This is a genomic window from Pseudenemella bisphenolivorans, from assembly GCF_051133435.1.
GTDB lineage: Bacteria > Actinomycetota > Actinomycetes > Propionibacteriales > Propionibacteriaceae > JAAYAO01.
Genome location: NZ_JBPGNY010000003.1, coordinates 327,197 through 344,060, shown reverse-complemented (window position 1 = coordinate 344,060; position 16,864 = coordinate 327,197). Strand labels below are relative to the sequence as shown.

The following is a 16,864-nucleotide window of genomic DNA, read 5'->3' as shown; positions in this document are numbered from 1 at the left end:
ATGATCAAATGTCACAAATAATCCGGGACTGTGATTCGCAGCACAGTTCGGGTTCGGCCCAACTGCAGTCGGCAGCGGGCTTCCTTCGTAAGACTGGTTGGTGATGGAATGTCCCTTCTTCGTTCAAAGCGCGTCCTGGCGGGCCTCGGTGTGCTCGCCCTCTCGCTGTCGGCCTGTGTGAGCGCCGCACCTCCCGACAACAACGACGGTGACCAAGGTGGTTCCGGCGACGGCACCATCAAGATCGGTGCGGTGATGGCGTCCTCGGGCTTCATGGGCCCGATCGACACCCCGGCGATCGAGTCGATGAAGGTCGAGATCGAGAAGATCAACGCCGAAGGCGGTATCGACGGTCAGCAGGTCGAGTTGGCCCTGATCGACACCGGTACCAAGCTCGAGCGGTACGCCTCGGCGGCCAAGGAACTCCTCGAGCAGGACGCCAAGGTCATCCTGGTCACCTGTGATTACGACGTCTCCTCCCCGGCCTCCAAGGCCGCCGAGGACGCCAACGTCCTGCACATTGCCCCGTGCGTCGGCGACCCGATCTACGGCCCCCAGGGTGGTTGGAAGATCGGCTTCTCGATGGGCGCGGGCAACCCGGGTGAGGCCTCCAATATGGCCGAGTTCTCCTACGACAAGGGCTGGCGCAAGGCGGTGACGCTCACCGACACCTCGCTGAAGTACACCCAGAACCAGTGCGAGATCTTCAAGAAGCGGTTCACCGAACTCGGCGGCGAGGTCACGGCCAACTACGACTTCAGCCAGGGCGATTCGATTCGCGAGAGCGTTTCGCGGATCGCCTCCGGCCCGGCCCCCGACGTCATCGTCAACTGCAGCTACAACCCCGGTGGGGGTACCGCCGCCAAGGAGATCCGCGACGGTGGCCTGAACATGCCGGTCATCTCCGGCTTCGGCCAGGACGGTGACTTCTGGGTCGGGGCGATCCCGAACCTGAAGGACTACTACGTGGTCACCTACGCCTCCAAGAACGGCGACGATCCCGACGAGGCGGTCAACGAAATGGCCGCCGCGGTCGAGAAGGAGTTCGGCAAGGCCCCCGATGTCGGCGGCTTCGTGACCGGTGCCTCCACCATCCAGGCGATCAAGGTGGCCTACGAGGACGCCAAGAGCTGGGACGGCGACAAGTTGGCCGCCGCGATGGAGAAGTTCGACGAGGTGCCGCTGCTGGCCGGGCCGACCTCGTTCAGCCCCGAACTGCACATCAACGTCGAACGTCCGATGCGGGTGATGGAGGTCAAGGACGGCAAGCTCGTCTTCGTCGAGCTCCGTTCGCCCAAGAAGGTCACCTGGGCGGAATGACCAGCTCGGATCAGAAGTCGACTCCCGGTGGGCCGCAGCCACGTCTGCGGGCCACCGGGGTCGCCCGTTCCTTTCGCGGGGTGAAGGCCCTCACCCAGGTCGACCTGTCGGTCGAGCGCGGTGAGGTGCTGGGCCTGATCGGCCCCAACGGCGCCGGCAAATCCACCCTGGTGAACATCATCAGCGGTTACGACCGGCCCGACAGCGGCACCATCGAGATGGACGGACGCGATATCACCCGGCTGTCGGCACGCGCCCGGGCCCGCAACGGCCTGGCCCGAACCTTTCAGCAGGGCCACACCTACACGGGCCTGTCGGTGCGCGAGAACATCGAGATCGCGGCCCTCGGTACCGGCCTGCGCGCCGGCGCCGCCCGCGATCTGGCCACCGAACTGATGGACCTGATGAATATCCGCCGCTGGTCGGGCCATGTCGCCAAGACCCTGCCGCACGGGGTGGAACGTCGCGTCGGTGTTGCTCGCGCGTTGGCCGCCCGACCGAACTACATCCTGCTGGACGAGCCCGCCGCGGGCCTCAATGAGGGTGAGATCGGCGAGTTCGGTGAGGCGATCACCAGCCTGGCCCGGGAACGCGACTGCGGGGTGCTGCTGATCGATCACAACATCCGTCTGATCATGGCTGTCTGCGACCGAATCCACGTGGTGGTGCAGGGCAGCAGCTACCTCGAGGGCACCCCCGACGAGGTGCGCAACTCCGAGGCGCTGATCGAGGCCTACCTCGGAAGGAGCGGTCGTGTCGCCTGAGCATGAACCCACCCTGGTCGTCGAGGGTCTCGAGGTGCGCTACTCGGGCGTGCCGGCGGTACGCGGCATCGACTTCACCATCAACCGTGGCGAAACCGTCGGTCTGATCGGCCCCAATGGCGCCGGTAAATCGTCCACCATGCTGGCCATGATGGGGGCGGTGAAGGCCTCGGCCGGCTCGGTGAAACTCAACGGCCTGGAACTGATCGGGATGAACCCCGAGATCGTGATCACCAAGGGTCTGGCCCTGGTGCCCGAGGGCCGCCACATCTTCGGCAACCTCACCGTGCACCAGAACCTGCGCCTCGGCGAGGTCGGCCGCCGCTCCCGCGACGGGCTGGCCGACGACATCGAATGGGTGCTGGAACTCTTCCCGATCCTGCGCGAATTCCAGGGCCGCACCGCCGGTCTGCTCTCCGGCGGTCAGCAGCAACAACTGGCGATCGCCCGATCCCTGCTGGCCAAACCCGATGTGCTGATGCTGGACGAACCGTCCCTGGGTTTGTCCCCGACCGCGGTCGACACGGTCTTCGAGGCACTCGCCCAGGTCCGCGACAACGGCACGTCCATCCTGGTCGTCGAACAGCGCGCGGAGTACACGATCGCGTTCTGTGATCGCACCCACGTGCTCTACGACGGCCAACTGACCCTCGAACTGCGTCCCGAGGACGCCGAGGACGACGAACTGCTCACGAAGGCGTATTTCGGATCATGAACATCGTCCAATCAATCATCGACGCGCTTTCCCAAGGGGCGCTGTACGGCTTGGGTGCGCTTGGCATCGGTCTGGTCTTCGGGGTGATGCGGCTGGCCAACTTCGCCCACGGGGAACTGATCACCGCCGGCGCCTACACGATGGTGCTCACCTGGGGCCCCTACGGCCCGGTCGTGGCAGTGCTGTTGACCGGTGTGGTCTGCGTGGTGCTCGCGGTGCTGATGCAACTCGTGGTCTTCCGCTGGCTGCGGGGTGCGGGGGCGGCCACCCTGCTGATCGCCAGTTTCGGGCTGTCCTTCCTGTTGCAGAAGGTCTACGAGAACATCTTCGGCAACAACGTCCGCGCCGCCCCGGTCGGCGGGCCACTGGCCACCTACATGGACATCGGCGGCCTGCGGGTCCAATACCTGACCCTGGTCACCATCGTCGCCACCGCGGTGCTGCTGGTGTTGTTGCACCTGTTCCTGAACCGGTCGGCCTGGGGGCTGCACGTGCAGGCCGCCTCCTCCGACTTCCGCACCGCCCGCTTGTTGGGGGTGCGGGCCGGACGGGTGATCGCGCTGACCTTCGGGATCGCCGGGGTGCTGGGCGCGGTGGTCGCCTTCGTGCTCACCGTGCAACGCGGCGCGGTCGACCCCGGGTTCGGGGTCAGCTTCACCGTGTTGGCCCTGATCGGCGCGGTGATCGGCGGCATCGACAAACTCTGGGGCGCGCTGGTGGGTGGCTTCGTGGTCGGCTTCGTGCTGTCGCAGTTGTCCACCTGGTTGCCCCAGGGCATCAGCGAATACCGCAATGCCTTCGTCTTCGCCCTGGTGATCGCCATCCTGCTGTTCAAACCCAACGGCCTGCTGCAGGCCCGGAATGCCGCGGAGCGTGCCTGATGAGTCTTGCCAAGAGCGCCGAGACCTACACGCCGGCCTTCCCCCGCACACCCAAGCAACTCGTCCGCGAAGCCCTGACCCTGCTCGGGCCGATCGCCGTGGTCTACCTGGTGGTGTTGCTCGCGGTGTCGGTGGTCGGTGGGGCAGTGGCCATCCAGGCCGAATACATGCTGGTCAACCTGGTGTTGGTGGTCGGCCTGCAGGTGTTCATCGGCAACTCCGGGGTGCTGAGCTTCGGGCACATCGCCTTCGCCGCGGTCGGCGGTTGGGTGATGGGGCTGGCCACCATCGACCCGGTACTGAAGAACGCCCTGATGGGCAAGATCTTCCCCTTCCTGCTCGACCTGCAACTGAACCCCTTCCTGGCCGTCTTCGTGGCCAGTTGCCTGGGCGGGCTGATGGCCCTGATCGTCGGTCCGGTGCTGATGCGGATGAACGGCCTCCAAGCGGGCATCGCGTCCTTCGCCCTGTTGCTGGTGACGGTCGAGATCCTGCGCTACTGGCGTCAGATCGGGCCGCCCACCGGGCAGGCGATGACCGGCATCCCGAATGCCTTCGATGCCCAAACGCTGTTGTGGTTGGCCCTGTCGGCGATCGTGCTGAACTGGGTCTACCAACGCACCACCACCGCCCGGCTGCTGCGGGCATCGCGTGAATCACTGACCGCGGCTCCGGCCTCGGGCATTCACGTTTCGGTGCACCGCCTGATCGCGTTCGTGATCTCGGGTGCGATCTGCGGCATGGGCGGGGCGCTGTTCGCCGAAACCAACGGCTCGATGCAGAGCAGTTCGCTGTCGGTGCAAACCACCTTCACGATCGTGGCGATGCTCGTGCTCGGCGGCACCTTGTCGCTGTGGGGTGCGGTGGTCGGCACGCTGGTGTACACCGTGATCGACTCGGTGCTGATCGCCTTCCAGTCGGGGGTGCAGGTGGCGAATGTGATCATCACCGTGCCCGAGGGGGCCCGGTTGATTCTGCTCGGTGCGGTGCTGATCAGCGTGCTGTTGTTCCGTCCCGAAGGCATCACCCGCGGTCACGAGTTCGCGTCCAAGTGGCGCATTCTGCAGCCGCCCTCGGAGCAACTCACCGTCGAGGACGCCGAGGAACCTGTCGAGACCGAGCAGAGCGAGGCGGTGGAAACCACCAGCTAGAGCCCCGGCGGGCCCGGCAGCTCAGTCGTGACCGAAGAGGTCGCGGGTGTAGACCTTGTCGCGCACATCGGCCAGTTCCGGCGACATCCGGTTGGCCAGGATCACGTCACAGCGGGCCTTGAACTCGTCCAGATCGCGCACCACCTCGGAGCGGTAGAACTCGTCGTCCTCCAACAGGGGCTCGAACAGGATCACCGGCACCCCCTTGGCCTTGATCCGCTTCATGATTCCCTGTATCGACGACTGCCGGAAGTTGTCCGAGCCGGCCTTCATCGCCAGCCGGTACACCCCCACCACATTCGGCTTCTTCGCCAGCACATCGAAGGCGACGAAGTCCTTGCGGGTGCTGTTGGAATCGACGATCGCCTGGATCAGGGTCTGCGGCACATTCTCGTAGTTCGCCAGCAACTGGCGGGTGTCCTTGGGCAGGCAGTACCCGCCGTAACCGAAGGACGGGTTGTTGTAGAAGTCGCCGATCCGGGGGTCATGGCCCACCCCGGTGATGATCTGGCGGGTGTCCAGGCCGTGGGTGGCGGCGAAGGTGTCGAGTTCGTTGAAGTAGGCCACCCGCATCGCCAGATAGGTGTTGGCGAAGAGCTTGATCGCCTCGGCCTCGGCGGCCCCGGTGTAGACCACCGGCACGTCCGGATCCTCCGAGCCCTCGACCAGCAGTGCGGCGAACCGTTCGGCTTCGGCACCCGGGTCGGCGACCACGATCCGGGACGGGTGCAGGTTGTCGTACAGGGCCCGTCCCTCCCGCAGGAACTCCGGGGAGAACAGGATGGTCAGCTCGGGGTGCTCCGCGCGCATCCGATGGGTGAAGCCCACCGGGATGGTCGACTTGATCACCGCGATGGTGGACGGCGCGTGCCGGGCGACCCCGTCCAGCACCTGCTCGACGGTCGAGGTGTCGAAATGCTGGGTGAAGGTGTTGTAGTCGGTCGGGGTCGCGATCACCACGAAGTCGGCCCCCGGCAAGGCCTCGGCCAACTCGGTGGTGGCGGACAGATTCAGTTCCCGGGTCAGATAGGTCTCGATGTCCGGGTCGCCGATCGGGGAGCGCCGCGCATTCACCTCGGCCACCCGTTCGGCGTCGATGTCGACGGCCACCACCTCGTGCCGCTGGGCGAGCAGCACCGCGCTCGCCATCCCGACGTAACCCATTCCCACCACAACGATCTTCACGCCCACGAGGATAGGCGCACCGGGCAGGCTGCTCGTCCCCCGGACGGCGGTAGGGGCACGGTTGGCGTCGTGTTCACCAACATTTCACCGACGAGATCGCGCGGTTGGAACGACCGTCCGGTGCCGGGATTACGGCCGCTAGGGTTGAAGAGGGTCGATAGGTCCATCTGCAAGGAGGCAAATGATGAGCGAGACGATCGAGCGCGGATACATGCTCGGAGAGAACAACTTGGGGCTGGATCTGATGCGCGCCACCGAAGCCGCGGCCCTGGCGGCCGCCCGGTGGCGTGGCCGCGGTCAGAAGGAAGAGGGCGACGGGGCCGCCGTCGACGCGATGCGCGCGGTGCTGGCCGGGGTGCGGATGGACGGCACGATCATCATCGGTGAGGGCGAGAAGGACGAAGCCCCGATGCTGCACAACGGCGAGAAGGTCGGCACCGGTGAGGGCCCCGGCATCGACATCGCCGTCGACCCGGTGGACGGCACCCGGTTGCTCGCCCTGGGCATGCGCAACTCGATCGCCGTGCTCGCCGCCGCCGAAGCCGGGACGATGTACAACCCCACGATGTGCTTCTACATGGACAAGCTCGCGGTCGGCCCCGACGCGGCCGATGTGATCGACATCGAGGCCCCGATCGCAGAGAACATCAAGCGGGTGGCCAAGGCCAAGGGCAAGGACGTCGGCGACATCGTGGTGGCCATGCTGAACCGGGAACGTCACGAAGGGCTCGCCCAGGCGATCCGCGATGCCGGCGCCCGCACCCGGATGTACACCGATGGTGACGTCGCCGCCTCGGTATCGGCCGCCTCCGAGGCCGTCACCAGCGTCGATCTGCTGGCCGGTATCGGCGGCAGCCCCGAAGGTGTGGTCAGCGCCTGCGCGATGAAGGCGATGGGCGGGCGGATCATGGCCAAGCTGCACCCCACCAGCGATGAAGAACGCCAGAAGACCATCGACGCCGGCTTCGACGTCGACAAGGTGCTCGACACCAACGACCTGGTGTCCAGCGACAAGACCATCTTCGTGGCCACCGGCATCAGCGACGGTGACCTGGTCGACGGGGTGCAATACCTCGACCACGGCGGTGCCCGCACCCACTCGGTGGTGATGCGCTCGGCCTCGGGCACGACCCGCTACATCGAGGCCTTCCACCACCTCGACAAGCTGAACGCCTACGCGAAGGCCTCGGGCCAGAAGCTGCGCGAACTCTGAGCCGGCGCCGCCCGGTACGACACAACCCCGGTGGAAGCTTCCACCGGGGTTGTGCATGTTCGGCTCAATCGGCGAGGGCTGCCTCGATGTCGCCGGCCAGGGATTCCGGGGTCTCGGAGGGCAGATACCGCTCGATCACCCGGCCGTCCTTGCCGACCAGGAACTTGGTGAAGTTCCATTCCAGGTAGTCGCCGTTCTCACCCCGGGGCTGATTGGCCAGGTGTTCGGCGAAGCCGGCCGGCGGGGTGCCCTTGCCCTCGGGGCGCTCCGAACGCAGCCAGGCGAACAGCGGGTGGGCGTCGGGCCCGTTCACATCGACCTTGGCGAACATCGGGAACTCCACCCCGTAGTTCGCCCGGCAGAAGTCGGCGATCTCGGATTCGGTGCCGGGCTCCTGGGCGCCGAATTGGTTGCACGGAAAACCCAACACGGCCAGGCCGCGATCGGCGTACTGCTCGTGCAGCTTCTGCAGGCCCTCGTAGTGCGGGGTCAGACCGCACTCGCTGGCGGTGTTGACCACCAAAACGGCTTTGCCTGCGTAATCGGAAAGGTTCTGCTCGGTCCCGTCGAGACGGGTCGCGGTGAAATCATGCAGCGAAGTCATGGCGCCAAAGGTACGCGGCTCGGGGTACCGGGGAACAGGGCCAAATCGGGGCGCTCCGACCCAGTCCCCTCTGCTGCAACCGGCCGAATTTCGAGGATCAACGCTCCATACATCGATGAGGCGTCGAAATCGGGCACGTTGCAGCAGCGACACATGCAGGAAGGGACACAAGCTGGAAGTGACACATGCAGCGCAGGGTGTGATCCAGAACCGCCCCGGCGGCCCCGCTCAGTTCGTCCCGGTTCGATGCGGATCCTGCAGCCGGCTCACGGTGAGGGCGAGTTGGGTGCGGTCGCCCACCCGGAGCTTGCGCATGATCGTCGACACGTAGTTCTTCACCGTTCCGTGGGCCAGGTGCAGTCGTTCGGCGATCTCGGTGTTGGTCAGGCCCTCGGCCACGCACAGCGCCACCTGGCGCTCGGAGTCGGTCAGTTCATCCAAGGGATCACGCAGAGTTCCGCGTTGTACTGCGATGGCGGTCTTGGTCACCCGCGGGTCGAGGTACATGCCACCGGCGAGGGCGGTGCGCACCGCTTGGACGATCAACTCCGGGGAGGTGTCCTTCAGCAGCAACCCGGCCGCACCCGCGCCGAGTACATCGGCCACCACCGCCTCGGTGTCGAAGGTGGTCACCACCACCACGGGCAGCCCGGGGTGCTCGACAGCGCAGCGGCGGATCAGTTCCACCCCGTCCATCGTGGGCATCACCACGTCGGTCAGCACCGCGTCCACCTGTTCGGTCTGCAGCAGGGCGAGTGCGTGGGCACCGTCGCGGGCCTCGGCCACCACGGTCACCGCGCCGGTGCTCTCCAGCAGCATCCGCAGACCGCGCCGGAGCAGTTCCTGGTCATCGACCACCAACAGCCGCAGGTGTTCGGCGTCGCTCATGCCGCGACCCGCGCCGGCGATTGGGCCGGGAAACGCGCTGAGACCACGAAGCCATGGTCTTCGCGGCCGGCGGTGAAGGTGCCACCGACCGATTCGACCCGGGCACGCAGATTGCGCAGGCCGAACCCCGGTTCACCGTCGGCGGAGTGGGTGCCGTCGTCACTGACCCGAACGATCTGTTCATCGCCCGACTCGATGGCCACCGTGACCCGGCCGGCATCGGAATGGCGAACCACGTTGGTCAAACTCTCCTGAATGATCCGGTAGGCCAAGGGGTCCAGCCCCTGATCGGACGAGGTCTCGCCACGCACCAGGGACACCTCCAACCCGGTGCCGGTGAAGGCGCCGGCCAGCCGGGTCAGGGCGGCATCGAGATCGACCTCGACCGCCTCATCGGTGGTGAGCGGACTCAACGCCCGCACCATGGTGCGCAGCTCGGCCAGCGCCTCGGAGGCCGCCTCACGGGTTCGTTCGACCTCGGCCCAAGCCGCATCGGGGTCCTGCTGCCGGATCCGTCCGGCCAGGTCGAGGCCCATCCCGATCAACGTCAAGCGTTGACCCAGGTCGTCATGCAGTGCGCGGGCGTGCTCCATCCGGTCGGCGGCCAGGGCCCGGTCGAGTTCGGCCATCGCCTCATCGCGCCGGGAGCGGGCCGCCTCTTCGGCGAGCAGTCGGGCCCGTTCGAGCCGAGCCACCACCTGGGCGGCCAGCAAACCGAGGCCGACCATGGCCGCGGTCAGGATCCAGTTCTCCAGCCGGCCGCCTTGCGGCTGGTTCATCACCGCGTACAAACCGGCCTGGCTGATCATCAGCGCCACGCCCGCCAGCACTCCGGCCCGGGTGCCGAACTCCACCACCAACGCGCAGACCGCCACCACCATCAGCGGCACCCCGGTGGTGTTGTCGGCCAACAACCACGTCAGGTACGAGGCGGGCAGCAGCCCGACGGCGAGCCACTTGCCGGTGGTGGTGCCCCGCCCACGGAACCACCCGAAACTTGCCGCGGTGGTCACCAGCGCCGCTATGGCCAACACGATCGCCGGGCCGTCGCGGCCCCGATCGGCGTGGTAGACCGCGCCGAGCAGAGCGGTCACGCCCGCGGTGGCCAGCAACGCGGCCCCCAGCGAACGCATCGTGGGGTCGGTCGAAGAGGAGCGCTTCACCCCCTCATTGAGGCATATCCGCTGACCGAATGCATGTGACCACAGTCATCTGTCGGGCCATCACCCGGTGACCCGAGGCACTCGGGCGGGCGGCGTCGAGTCGGAAAGCTGGAATCAGTGGAAAGGAGCAGACGATGACGAACTCCCCGACGATGACCCCGAAGCCGACCGGCGACCACCCCTCCGGCGCGGCGGAAACCCGACGCCCCACCGGCCCGGCTTCCCACCCGACCACCCGGCGCGGCACCGCACTGCGGTTGCTGATCGCGGCGGTGGCGACCAGTGTGTGCGCCACCGCCGCCACGCTGCCCTACTTGATTCCCGGTGTGGAGCGCTGGGCGATCGAGGCCGGGGACGGCAACCCCGCCCTCTTGTTGGTCGTCGAGACCCTGCGCTTTCCCTTGGCCGCGCTGGCGGCCCTGGGCCTGCTGGTGATCGCGGCCAAGATCGAGAAGGTACGGTTGCGCGACTACTTCGGCAATCTACGGGCGCCGCAGGCCTGGGGCATCCTCGGCGCGACCACGCTGACGGCCGCCGCGGTCACTGCCCTGGCCGCGGGAGTGCTTCACCTGACAGGTCTGGACGCCGGTCGCGCCGCCGCCGATGTGGCGGGGATTCCGCTGCTGTTGGTCGTGGTGTACGGACTGGCCCGGGCCTTCCTGCTCCAGGCGATCCAGGAGGAGTGGTGGTTCCGCGGGTTCGCCTTCCGCGGCTACCAGCACCGGCCGTGGTTCGTGCTCATCACCACGACGGTGGCCTTCACCCTGATCCACCTTTCCTCGTCCGGGGGACAGCAGAGCCTCACCGAACGGTTGCTGTACCTGGTGCTGCCGCTGGGGATGGCCCTGTGGGCCGGGGTGGAGCGCTGGTGCACCGGGAGTGTGTGGGGTGCGGTGGGCATTCACGGCGGCATCCACACCGGCTTGCTCGTGCCAGCCGTACTCGGTTGGGGGTTCGGACCGGCCGCGTGGGTGGGTGTCGGTGTGGCGCTTTCAGCCGCTGCAACCGTGCGGCTCCTGCTGCGCCGACCCTGGCGGACGACCTGAGCTGCTGCAACCGGCCGAATTCCGGCGATCAACGCTCCATACATCGATGGGGCGTCGAAATCGGGCAGGTTTCAGCAGCGACACGGGGCAGCAGCAGACACAGGGCAGCAGGGACACAGGGCAGTGCAGTGCCGCGGGTGTGTCACCGAACGGCCCGGCGGCACTCGGCCAATGTCATCGGTCAGCAGCAAGGTCGGCGCCCTCGGGTCGACTGGATCACACCACCACGTCGATGACAATGTCGAAGGCCACCGGCCCGGTGGTACCTTCCGGGAAACCGGGTTGTGGGCCGAGTACCGCCACCTGCCTGGCCGCGCTCGAGGTCACCGGTGTCAGGTCGTGGTCGGTGACGTAGTCCTCGACTGCCAGCAGTGGTCCCATGTGGGCCAGAACCACAGACGGGTCCAACAAGGGATCCGGTGCCGCGGAAGGGGCGCCCGGCTCGGCGCCGCCCGATTCCGAGTTCTCACCTGCTTCGGCCTGAAGCGTCGCTTCGGCGCTATCAGCTCCAGGGGCAAGGCCTGCGAACTCGAACCGCGCACCGATCTCCCGCCGCTCAGGCAGCACACCTGCCCGCACGCTGAGTTCGGCGTCCACGCCGAGTGTCGGGTCCGCAAGTGCTGCCGCGCACGCGGTTCTCACTTTTTCGATCAGCGCAGTGTCGACGTCGGTGTCGATGGGAAGGACGATGAGCATCTCGATGACGGTGTCGTCGAGCCGGGTCCCGCCGAGGGCATCTTGGTGTCCTGTGGAGTGTTCATCGCAATCCACCACGGGCCCGTCACAGACCGACCGACTGCGGTGAGTTCCCGATGCATGATGCTGGCAAAGCCGTCGAAGACGCTGTTCGGGTCGGGCTCCTGCTCGGCCATGTCCTCGAAGTCGTTGACCATCAGTATCAGCCCGGCACCGATCCACGGTTGCGGCTCCTTGAGCTGATCCTGCACAGGGAACGCCGAGGCATCGAAGTCCTCCAGCGCCTGCGCAACGGTGAGCGCTTCGTCTTCTTCGAAGCGCTTCTCGGTCAACCTCCTGCGGTACTCGGCCAGATCGAAGTGGTCGAGGTCGACCAGTTCGGCCAAGGGCACTCCGGCATCTCGCAGAGTCTTGATGGTGTAACCGGTTCGGACCTGCCCGGAGTCGTAGCGGCGCCTGCCGCTGAACGGGTCGATGTGGCTGGGCACGAGGATCTCCCGTTCGTCGTAGATCCGCAGCGCCCGAGGTGTCAGTCCGGTGGCGCGGGCGAACTCGCCGATGGTCATGCTCATGGTGTCTCCTCGGTCTGCAGTCACGGCATTGTCGTCCGTGTTGGTGACACCAGCGTGAGTCTTGACCCAAGGTGAGGAGCAAGCCCGCCTGCGAACGTGTTCGAGATCCTGTCGCTCAGACCTGGTGCGGGCCTTGCGGCGGAACGGGGTAACCCGGCGAACCGGGGTACCGGTTGTGCGGGTAGCCGGGTGGCGGCCCGGAAACCCGAGGCCGGCTGGGCAGTACCGCCGCCAGGGCGAGCAGCCCGATGCCCACCGAGTGGGTGACGCTGACCAGCACCACCGTCACGGTGGGCGGCAGGGCAGCGTCGAGTCCCAGCATCGGGATCAGGTTCAATCCGAGGCTGAGCCACCAGACCACAGCGCCGAGGATGCCGAGCAGTCGGGTACGGGGCGAACCGAAGCAGGCCAGGATCGCGCCGGCGATCACCGTGAGGCCGACGAGCACGGGGAAGAAGGAGCTGACCGAGATCATCGCCGGCCCACCTCCCGATAGGTCTTCACATTCATCCCGATTCCGGCCACCACAAGCCCGACCCCCACGAAACTGACCATCCCCTGCACCAGGTGGAGGGTGGTTACTGTGCTGTCGGGGCGCACCATGCCGGCCATCACAGTCGGCAGGAATCCGCCGAACAGCATCACCATCAAGCCACCCGCGGCGAGGTAGCCACCGCCACCGGTGCGGCGGCCGAAGACCAATCCGAGTATCGCCACGGTGCCGAACACCAGCAACGAGACGGCGCCGATGATGACGGCGATCATGACTGACGAGAAGTACATTCGCGGTTCTCTTCCTGCAAGGTGACCGCACCAGTTTCCCACGCATCGGGGCCGACCTCCGACACTGCGGGGCCCTACCACGGACGTGGGATCCGACGTGGTCCGGGGGTGCCTGCACAGCGCTTCGGGCGACTTGAAACGATGAGTCCATGACAGTGCGTGAGATAGGTGTGACAGAACTGGTTCTGCGCGATGCGCACCAGAGTTTGATGGCCACCCGGATGGCACTTGAGGACATGGTGGACGCCTGTGCCGACATCGATGCCGCCGGATATTGGAGCGTCGAGTGTTGGGGTGGGGCGACCTTCGATGCCTGTATTCGCTTCCTGAACGAAGACCCGTGGGAGCGCCTGCGAACCTTCCGGGAACTGATGCCGAACTCGCGGCTGCAGATGCTGCTGCGCGGCCAGAACCTGCTCGGCTACCGCCACTACGAGGACATGGTGGTGGAGAAGTTCGTCGAGAAGTCGGCCGAGAACGGCATGGACGTGTTCCGGGTCTTCGACGCCCTGAACGACCCCCGCAACATGGCCCGAGCGATGGCCGCGGTGGCGAAAACCGGTAAGCACGCCCAGGGCACGATCTGCTACACGATCTCGCCGCTGCACACCGTCGAGGGGTATGTCCGCCTCGCCGGGCAGTTGCTCGACATGGGCGCCCAGTCGATCGCGCTCAAGGACATGGCGGCCCTGCTGCAACCCCAGCCGGCCTACGACATCGTTCGCGGCATCAAGGAGACCTACGGCGAGGACGTCCAGATCAACGTCCACTGCCACTCCACCACCGGCGTCACCCTGGTGTCGCTGATGAAGGCGATCGAAGCCGGCGCCGATGTGATCGACACCGCGATCTCGTCGATGTCGCTGGGGCCCGGTCACAACCCGACCGAATCGATGGTCGCGATGCTGGAGGGCACCGGCTACGACACCGGTCTGGACATGGACCGGTTGCTGAAGATCCGAGACCACTTCGCCGAGGTGCGGCCCAAGTATGCCGAGTTCGAATCGGCCACCCTGGTCGACACCGACATCTTCTCGAGCCAGATCCCCGGCGGCATGTTGTCGAACATGGAGTCGCAGCTCAAGGCTCAGGGCGCCGGTGACCGGATCCGCGAGGTGATGGAAGAGGTGCCGCTGGTCAAGGCCGACGCCGGGCACCCGCCGCTGGTCACCCCGTCCAGCCAGATCGTGGGCACCCAGGCGGTGTTCAACGTGCTGATGGGTCGCTACAAGGTGCTCACCGGTGAGTTCGCCGACCTGATGCTCGGTTACTACGGCGAGTGCATCGGCGATCGCAATCCCGAGATCGTCGAGATCGCCCGCACCCAGACCAAGAAGGAACCGATCAGCGAACGTCCGGCCGATCTGCTCAAGCCCGAATGGGACACCCTGGTCAGCGAGGCCGCGAAACTCGAGGGCTTCAACGGCAGCGACGAGGACGTGTTGACCCACGCGATGTTCCCCGCGGTCGCCGAGGAGTTCTTCACCCACCGTGACGAGGGGCCGAAGAACGTCGGCAAGACCGCTGAGCAGTTGGAGAAGGAAGCTGCGGCCGCCAAGGGCCAGGACAAGGCCGTGCGCGAGCCCATCAAGTACCAAGTGACGGTGGACGGCAAGACCCGTTCGGTGTCGGTGGAACCGGCCTGAGACAGAGGAACAAATGTCGAACAACAGCATGGAACAACGACTCTCCGACCTGACCGCCGAGCGGGAACGCCTCGAACTCGGCGGCGGCGCCAAACGCATCGAGAAGCAGCATGAGCGGGGCAAACTCAGCGCCCGTGAACGGATCACCGAACTGATCGATCCCGGCACCTTCCAGGAACTCGGGATGTTCCGCCGCAACCGCACCACCACCTTCGGGATGGACAAGGCCGATATGCCGGCCGACGGTGTGGTCACCGGTACCGCGGCGGTACTCGGACGTCCGGTGCACCTGGCCAGCCAGGACTTCACCGTCTCGGGCGGCTCGGCCGGTGAGACTCACTCCAAGAAGGTCTCCGAGTCGATGGAGGCCGCACTCAGCACCGGCACACCCTTCGTGTTCATCAACGACTCCGGCGGTGCCCGGGTGCAGGAGGGCATCGACTCGCTCTCCGGCTACGGCCAGGTGTTCTACTCCAATGTGCGGCTGTCGGGTGCGGTACCGCAGATCTCGATCATCGCCGGCCCCTGCGCTGGTGGCGCGGCCTACTCACCGGCCCTGACCGACTTCATCATCCAGACCCGCAAGGCGCACATGTTCATCACCGGGCCCGGCGTGATCAAGCAGGTCACCGGTGAGGAGGTCACCCAGGACGCACTCGGTGGCGCCGACGCGCACATGGCCCAATCGGGTGTGGTGCACTTCGTCGCCGAGGACGATTCCCACGCGATCCTGATCGCGAAGAAGCTGCTGAGCTTCCTGCCGCAGAACAACACCGAGGATCCGCCGGTGGTCAACCCCGACGATGTGGTGGAACCCAACCCCGCGATGCGCGATCTGGTGCCGGTGGACGGCAAGAGGGGTTACGACGTGCGCGATGTGATCGCCGCGATGGTCGACCACAGCGACTTCCTCGAGGTTCAAGCCGGCTACGCCACGAACATCGTGGTCGGCTTCGCCCGCATCAACGGCCGTTCGATCGGCGTGGTGGCCAACCAGCCGCAGGTGATGTCGGGTGTGCTCGACATCAACTCCTCCGACAAGGCCTCCACCTTCGTCCGGTTCTGCAATGCCTTCAACATTCCGCTGGTGACCCTGGTGGACGTGCCCGGCTTCCTGCCGGGCGTAGCCCAGGAACACGGCGGCATCATCCGGCACGGCGCGAAGATGCTCTACGCCTACTCCGCGGCCACCGTGCCGAAGGTCACCGTGGTGCTGCGCAAGGCCTACGGCGGGGCGTACCTGGCGATGTGCTCGAAGGACCTGGGGGCCGACCGGGTGTTCGCCTGGCCGACCGCCGAGATCGCGGTGATGGGTGCCGAGGGGGCGGCGGGCATCGTGTTCAAGAACGAGATCGCCGCAGCCGACGACCCGGACGCCAAGCGTGCCGAACTGGTGGAGGAATACCGCAACACCTTCTCCACCCCGTACATGGCCGCATCGCGCGGTCTGGTCGATGACATCATCGACCCGGCCGATACCCGCCGCGAGATCGCGATGTCCCTGGAGATCCTGGCCGGCAAGCGCGCCTTGCGTCCCGACAAGAAGCACGGCCTCGGGCCGGCCTGATCGGAGGACACATGTCGGACACAGAATTGGCCGAACTGCGCAAGATGGTCGAGACGTTGACCGCCAAGGTCGACGACCTCACCGGCGAGGTGCAAACCCTCCGCGGCCGGATCGACCCGATCGACGAGGACACCATGATGGCCATCGCCGCAGCGGTGTCGGCCTACCTGGGCAACCGCGCCAGGATCAAGCAGGTGCACTTCCATACCGGCCGGGCGTGGGCCCAGGCCGGACGATCCGAAGTACAGCGCCGCAAGGTGCCACACGTCCGCTGACGTTTGGGAGAGGAAACCATGAAGCTGAAGGTCACCGTCAACGGAACCGCCTACGACGTCGAGGTCGAGGTCGAGGAGGACACCCCGAACCTGAGCAATATCGGGTTGCCCTCGCTGTCGCACACCGCGCCCACCCCCACTGCGCCGGTCACGTCCAAGATGCAGGCCGCCAGCGCCAACGCTGTGGTGGCCCCGCTGGCCGGCACGGTCGCGAAGATCCTGGTCGAGGACGGTCAGGAGATCGAGGCCGGGCAGGTACTGGTGGTGCTCGAGGCGATGAAGATGGAAACTGAGATCACCGCCCCCGGATCCGGCACGGTACGTGAGGTGCTGGTCAAGGTGGGCGACCCGGTACAGGGAGGTCAGGCGCTCATCGAGCTCTGACCCGAGAGGAG

The 16,864-nt window shown here is 66.4% G+C and carries 19 protein-coding genes; 11 read left to right on the top strand and 8 right to left on the bottom strand.

Going from position 1 to position 16,864, the window contains the following annotated elements:
* Positions 1–108 precede the first annotated feature (108 nt).
* The 5 genes from ACR4XW_RS09170 to ACR4XW_RS09150 are packed head-to-tail and all read left to right on the top strand — an operon-like array spanning position 109 to position 4,831.
* The gene (locus tag ACR4XW_RS09170) at positions 109–1,320 is read left to right on the top strand and encodes an ABC transporter substrate-binding protein (RefSeq protein ID WP_434760247.1); all 1,212 of its coding nucleotides are present in this window, start codon (positions 109–111) and stop codon (positions 1,318–1,320) included.
* On the top strand, positions 1,317–2,084 hold the full coding sequence (locus tag ACR4XW_RS09165; RefSeq protein ID WP_434760246.1) for an ABC transporter ATP-binding protein: 768 nt from the start codon (positions 1,317–1,319) through the stop codon (positions 2,082–2,084). Before ACR4XW_RS09170 ends, ACR4XW_RS09165 begins: the two co-directional genes overlap by 4 nt.
* On the top strand, positions 2,074–2,799 hold the full coding sequence (locus tag ACR4XW_RS09160; protein ID WP_434760245.1) for an ABC transporter ATP-binding protein: 726 nt from the start codon (positions 2,074–2,076) through the stop codon (positions 2,797–2,799). Before ACR4XW_RS09165 ends, ACR4XW_RS09160 begins: the two co-directional genes overlap by 11 nt.
* Positions 2,796–3,680, top strand: a complete 885-nt coding sequence (locus tag ACR4XW_RS09155) for a branched-chain amino acid ABC transporter permease (protein WP_434760244.1) — start codon at positions 2,796–2,798, stop codon at positions 3,678–3,680. The genes ACR4XW_RS09160 and ACR4XW_RS09155 overlap by 4 nt, the downstream gene beginning before the upstream one ends.
* Positions 3,680–4,831, top strand: a complete 1,152-nt coding sequence (locus ACR4XW_RS09150) for a branched-chain amino acid ABC transporter permease (protein WP_434760243.1) — start codon at positions 3,680–3,682, stop codon at positions 4,829–4,831. The genes ACR4XW_RS09155 and ACR4XW_RS09150 overlap by 1 nt, the downstream gene beginning before the upstream one ends.
* 21 nt (positions 4,832–4,852) lie before the next feature.
* Here the strand turns inward: ACR4XW_RS09150 and ACR4XW_RS09145 are convergent, their stop codons facing one another.
* Positions 4,853–6,016, bottom strand: a complete 1,164-nt coding sequence (locus ACR4XW_RS09145; RefSeq protein ID WP_434760242.1) for a nucleotide sugar dehydrogenase — start codon at positions 6,014–6,016, stop codon at positions 4,853–4,855.
* Between the two features lie 184 nt (positions 6,017–6,200).
* Here ACR4XW_RS09145 and glpX point away from each other — a divergent pair, with 184 nt between their 5' ends.
* On the top strand, positions 6,201–7,229 hold the full coding sequence (glpX, locus tag ACR4XW_RS09140) for a class II fructose-bisphosphatase (protein WP_434760241.1): 1,029 nt from the start codon (positions 6,201–6,203) through the stop codon (positions 7,227–7,229).
* Between the two features lie 64 nt (positions 7,230–7,293).
* Here glpX and ACR4XW_RS09135 read toward each other — a convergent pair whose 3' ends face one another.
* The 3 genes from ACR4XW_RS09135 to ACR4XW_RS09125 all read right to left on the bottom strand — a co-directional run bounded on the left by ACR4XW_RS09135 (position 7,294) and on the right by ACR4XW_RS09125 (position 9,884).
* Positions 7,294–7,833, bottom strand: coding sequence for a glutathione peroxidase (locus ACR4XW_RS09135; protein ID WP_434760240.1), 540 nt, complete (start codon positions 7,831–7,833; stop codon positions 7,294–7,296).
* A 228-nt stretch (positions 7,834–8,061) separates the two neighbouring features.
* The gene (locus ACR4XW_RS09130) at positions 8,062–8,721 is read right to left on the bottom strand and encodes a response regulator transcription factor (RefSeq protein ID WP_434760239.1); all 660 of its coding nucleotides are present in this window, start codon (positions 8,719–8,721) and stop codon (positions 8,062–8,064) included.
* Positions 8,718–9,884 (bottom strand): sensor histidine kinase, encoded by a 1,167-nt coding sequence (locus tag ACR4XW_RS09125; RefSeq protein ID WP_434760238.1) that lies wholly within the window; start codon positions 9,882–9,884, stop codon positions 8,718–8,720. The genes ACR4XW_RS09130 and ACR4XW_RS09125 overlap by 4 nt, the downstream gene beginning before the upstream one ends.
* 134 nt (positions 9,885–10,018) lie before the next feature.
* On the opposite strand from ACR4XW_RS09125, the gene ACR4XW_RS09120 reads away from it, so the two are divergent.
* Complete coding sequence (locus ACR4XW_RS09120) at positions 10,019–10,930, top strand: CPBP family intramembrane glutamic endopeptidase (protein WP_434760237.1); 912 nt, start codon at positions 10,019–10,021, stop codon at positions 10,928–10,930.
* Between the two features lie 216 nt (positions 10,931–11,146).
* On the opposite strand, the gene ACR4XW_RS09115 is transcribed toward ACR4XW_RS09120, so the two are convergent.
* From ACR4XW_RS09115 to ACR4XW_RS09100, 4 genes are all read right to left on the bottom strand, one after another.
* Positions 11,147–11,626 carry a hypothetical protein gene (locus ACR4XW_RS09115; RefSeq protein ID WP_434760236.1) on the bottom strand — a complete coding sequence of 160 codons (480 nt, stop codon included), beginning with the start codon at positions 11,624–11,626 and terminating at the stop codon, positions 11,147–11,149.
* Complete coding sequence (locus ACR4XW_RS09110; RefSeq protein WP_434760235.1) at positions 11,581–12,198, bottom strand: MerR family transcriptional regulator; 618 nt, start codon at positions 12,196–12,198, stop codon at positions 11,581–11,583. Before ACR4XW_RS09110 ends, ACR4XW_RS09115 begins: the two co-directional genes overlap by 46 nt.
* 115 nt (positions 12,199–12,313) lie before the next feature.
* Entirely contained in the window at positions 12,314–12,673 is a 360-nt protein-coding gene (locus ACR4XW_RS09105) for a hypothetical protein (protein ID WP_434760234.1), read from the bottom strand.
* Entirely contained in the window at positions 12,670–12,981 is a 312-nt protein-coding gene (locus ACR4XW_RS09100; protein WP_434760233.1) for a hypothetical protein, read from the bottom strand. The genes ACR4XW_RS09105 and ACR4XW_RS09100 overlap by 4 nt, the downstream gene beginning before the upstream one ends.
* Positions 12,982–13,130: 149 nt before the next feature.
* Here ACR4XW_RS09100 and ACR4XW_RS09095 point away from each other — a divergent pair, with 149 nt between their 5' ends.
* The 4 genes from ACR4XW_RS09095 to ACR4XW_RS09080 are packed head-to-tail and all read left to right on the top strand — an operon-like array spanning position 13,131 to position 16,853.
* A complete protein-coding gene (locus ACR4XW_RS09095; protein WP_434760232.1) occupies positions 13,131–14,627 on the top strand; it encodes a methylmalonyl-CoA carboxytransferase subunit 5S in 1,497 nt (498 codons plus the stop codon).
* 13 nt (positions 14,628–14,640) lie between these two features.
* Positions 14,641–16,194, top strand: coding sequence for an acyl-CoA carboxylase subunit beta (locus ACR4XW_RS09090; RefSeq protein ID WP_434760231.1), 1,554 nt, complete (start codon positions 14,641–14,643; stop codon positions 16,192–16,194).
* A gap of 11 nt (positions 16,195–16,205) precedes the next feature.
* A complete protein-coding gene (locus ACR4XW_RS09085; RefSeq protein ID WP_434760230.1) occupies positions 16,206–16,469 on the top strand; it encodes a hypothetical protein in 264 nt (87 codons plus the stop codon).
* An 18-nt stretch (positions 16,470–16,487) separates the two neighbouring features.
* Positions 16,488–16,853, top strand: coding sequence for a biotin/lipoyl-containing protein (locus ACR4XW_RS09080; protein WP_434760229.1), 366 nt, complete (start codon positions 16,488–16,490; stop codon positions 16,851–16,853).
* Positions 16,854–16,864: the final 11 nt, after the last annotated feature.

Bases quoted from the DNA above. Each gene is read 5' to 3' on its own strand.
- ACR4XW_RS09170 (WP_434760247.1), top strand. From the start codon at position 109: ATGTCCCTTCTTCGTTCAAAGCGCGTCCTGGCGGGCCTCGGTGTGCTC.
- ACR4XW_RS09165 (WP_434760246.1), top strand. From the start codon at position 1,317: ATGACCAGCTCGGATCAGAAGTCGACTCCCGGTGGGCCGCAGCCACGT.
- ACR4XW_RS09155 (WP_434760244.1), top strand. From the start codon at position 2,796: ATGAACATCGTCCAATCAATCATCGACGCGCTTTCCCAAGGGGCGCTG.
- ACR4XW_RS09150 (WP_434760243.1), top strand. From the start codon at position 3,680: ATGAGTCTTGCCAAGAGCGCCGAGACCTACACGCCGGCCTTCCCCCGC.
- glpX (WP_434760241.1), top strand. From the start codon at position 6,201: ATGAGCGAGACGATCGAGCGCGGATACATGCTCGGAGAGAACAACTTG.
- ACR4XW_RS09135 (WP_434760240.1), bottom strand. From the start codon at position 7,833: ATGACTTCGCTGCATGATTTCACCGCGACCCGTCTCGACGGGACCGAG.
- ACR4XW_RS09130 (WP_434760239.1), bottom strand. From the start codon at position 8,721: ATGAGCGACGCCGAACACCTGCGGCTGTTGGTGGTCGATGACCAGGAA.
- ACR4XW_RS09120 (WP_434760237.1), top strand. From the start codon at position 10,019: ATGACGAACTCCCCGACGATGACCCCGAAGCCGACCGGCGACCACCCC.
- ACR4XW_RS09115 (WP_434760236.1), bottom strand. From the start codon at position 11,626: ATGCTCATCGTCCTTCCCATCGACACCGACGTCGACACTGCGCTGATC.
- ACR4XW_RS09110 (WP_434760235.1), bottom strand. From the start codon at position 12,198: ATGAGCATGACCATCGGCGAGTTCGCCCGCGCCACCGGACTGACACCT.
- ACR4XW_RS09105 (WP_434760234.1), bottom strand. From the start codon at position 12,673: ATGATCTCGGTCAGCTCCTTCTTCCCCGTGCTCGTCGGCCTCACGGTG.
- ACR4XW_RS09100 (WP_434760233.1), bottom strand. From the start codon at position 12,981: ATGTACTTCTCGTCAGTCATGATCGCCGTCATCATCGGCGCCGTCTCG.
- ACR4XW_RS09095 (WP_434760232.1), top strand. From the start codon at position 13,131: ATGACAGTGCGTGAGATAGGTGTGACAGAACTGGTTCTGCGCGATGCG.
- ACR4XW_RS09090 (WP_434760231.1), top strand. From the start codon at position 14,641: ATGTCGAACAACAGCATGGAACAACGACTCTCCGACCTGACCGCCGAG.
- ACR4XW_RS09085 (WP_434760230.1), top strand. From the start codon at position 16,206: ATGTCGGACACAGAATTGGCCGAACTGCGCAAGATGGTCGAGACGTTG.
- ACR4XW_RS09080 (WP_434760229.1), top strand. From the start codon at position 16,488: ATGAAGCTGAAGGTCACCGTCAACGGAACCGCCTACGACGTCGAGGTC.